The sequence below is a fragment of the Shewanella sp. K8 genome, assembly GCF_028823715.1.
Lineage (GTDB): Bacteria > Pseudomonadota > Gammaproteobacteria > Enterobacterales > Shewanellaceae > Shewanella > Shewanella algae.
Genome location: NZ_JAPEHY010000078.1, coordinates 1 through 2,293, shown reverse-complemented (window position 1 = coordinate 2,293; position 2,293 = coordinate 1). Strand labels below are relative to the sequence as shown.

The following is a 2,293-nucleotide window of genomic DNA, read 5'->3' as shown; positions in this document are numbered from 1 at the left end:
CATATCCTCGATGCGAAGTATTCCAACCGAAAAACCGTAGCTGAAACGCACATGCCGGTGTGCGCCACTAAATACGGGTTAGAAACCCGAATGTACCAAATTGTTGATGGTGTCCCGCAGTTAACGGTACCAGATTCAGTCACGCTGTTATATTCGGGAGAATCGGCTGATTACTCTCCGATGTTCAGGTCTGGCACCGCTGGAGGCATAAGACATTTGTTAGAAACAACGAAACCGCAGTTAGGCTATATCGGACTCGATGAAACCGACATAGGGCCGCTACTGGGAACATTAAAACGGTTGCTTTGGAGGACCATCAGTACATATTAAACAAGCAAAGTATAAAGGGCCTTATCGGCCCTTATCTTGTGACGCGGATGCAGGAGAGGAATAAAGTGTCTATCCTTGGGCTGACTTTCTCACCCCTTAACCTTGGTGATTGTATTTTCAACTTAGCATGCTTCTTCTGCAAGCCAAATGAGTAGAACTTTCAGGCCTTACGACTAATCGCCCCAGCTCTTAGTTTGCTGCTGCAAACGCTGTCCCATAGAAATTGTTATCCGAAATTCACCCGATACAGCCAACAACCTAACACGTTTTTGTCCTGAACTAAGCAGCATGGGTGCCGAGTGCAGGTGTACGATCAAATCAAAACTGTTAGATAGTGATGAGTCAGTAGTTCTAAACCTTAAAGAATAGCACCGACTTCCCCTTAGGTGTCGCGAATCGGCATTGGCCGAGCTTCCGGCCACGATGTAGCCCATCACCTGCGGTGGGCTCTCGCACAGGCGATGCTGTGACACGCTGTGAACCCATATATGGACCCATCCCGTTTGCAAGACATTTGATTTCAATTTGAGAAGAGTTCATTGCACCCATATATTCGGCCTGTTACTGAGTTAAATCTCTGGCCCTGATGGATATGTGCTTCTACTTTCCTCATCATCCTTGCGGCTTCACGATGAGCCTATGGATTCAACAGGTTTTAAGTAGAACAGTCTGACTGTCTCATCATCAAATCAATTGTCACCGCAACTTGGTGATAGGTTGGCATTATCTTACTTCACAACCTGATTTATAAGCTTCATGTCGCCGGCCGATACGTTTCTTCTTTGGCCGCTATGACCCAGGCAATTCTGGCAAGCTTGTTGGCTACTGCAACGCAGGCGCGATTAAAGCCTCGACGCTCCACGAGGGCCTTCGCCCACAGGCTGAGCTTATCGGTTTTGTGCTCGCAGTGACGCAAAATGGACCTGGCACCATGAATGAACAAGGTTCGTAGATAGGCATTGCCTCGCTTACTGATCCCTAGCAGATTATCCTTGCCGCCACTGCTGTGCTGCCTGGGCACCAGACCGCACCAAGCTGAAAAATGGCGGCCATTGTGAAATGCCTTCCCCTCCCCAACAGCGGCATAAAATGCCGTCGCAGTGACAGGACCAACCCCCAAGACGGTGCCTAATCGTTGGCAGATAGGATTATCAGCATTTTCCTGCAATACCTGCTTTTCACACCCTTTCAGCCTGTTCTCAAGTTCGACAAACTCATTATACAGTCCATGGAAAATCGCTCGACCTTTGGCTGTGAGTGCATTCTCACCGTCTTCCAAAATGTCGGGCAATTGACTGCGAAAGGCCGTTTTTCCCTTTGCCAGCACGATGCCATATTCGGCCAACATGCCTCGAACCTGATTCACCAAGGCGGTGGTTTGCTGTGTGAGTCGCTCACGAACCCTGTGCAACATCTGCACATCTTGTTGTTCGATAGATTTGGCGGGCACGAAGCGCATGTTTGGTCGCTGAGCCGCCTCCGCTATGGCAAGGGCATCGTTGTAGTCATTTTTATTTCCCTGCCGATAGGGAATGACATATTGAGGAGGGATCAACTTAACCTGATGACCAAGGGCAGTAATTTCCCTGTTCCAATAGTGAGCGCCACCACAGGCTTCAATCGCGACCAGGCAAGGTTCCAACTTAGCGAAAAAACCGAGTACTTCTTTTCGTTTAAGCATTTTCTTGCGCACCAGCTTACCTGCTTTGTTGACCGCAACAGCGTGGAACACCAACTTTGCGATATCCAAACCGATGGTTGTAATCTTCATAGTGGACCCATCCTCTTTCCAGATGACTTTCAACAACTTCATCGTGGCCCATTGCGAGGCCGGTTAAAAGGGGATGGGTCCATTCCATTATCCTTGGGCGCTCAACGAAAACGTCCCTGTTTTCGACGGTCACAGTCCCGCCTGTGCCTGGGGAAATAGGTGTATGTCTGCAGGTATATAAGCAATATCAAG

Annotated in this window: 2 protein-coding genes; one reads left to right on the top strand and one right to left on the bottom strand. The window is 48.8% G+C overall.

Annotation, left to right across the window (positions count from 1 at the left end; all coding sequences use genetic code 11):
- On the top strand, positions 1–330 hold a 330-nt coding region (locus ON072_RS20915; RefSeq protein WP_274626181.1), incomplete at its 5' end, for a hypothetical protein.
- A 754-nt stretch (positions 331–1,084) separates the two neighbouring features.
- On the opposite strand, the gene ON072_RS20910 is transcribed toward ON072_RS20915, so the two are convergent.
- Entirely contained in the window at positions 1,085–2,101 is a 1,017-nt protein-coding gene (locus ON072_RS20910) for an IS110 family transposase (protein ID WP_039034405.1), read from the bottom strand.
- Between the last annotated feature and the right edge of the window lie 192 nt (positions 2,102–2,293).

Coding starts and splice junctions, on each gene's coding strand:
- ON072_RS20910 (WP_039034405.1), bottom strand. CDS start 2,101: ATGAAGATTACAACCATCGGTTTGGATATCGCAAAGTTGGTGTTCCAC.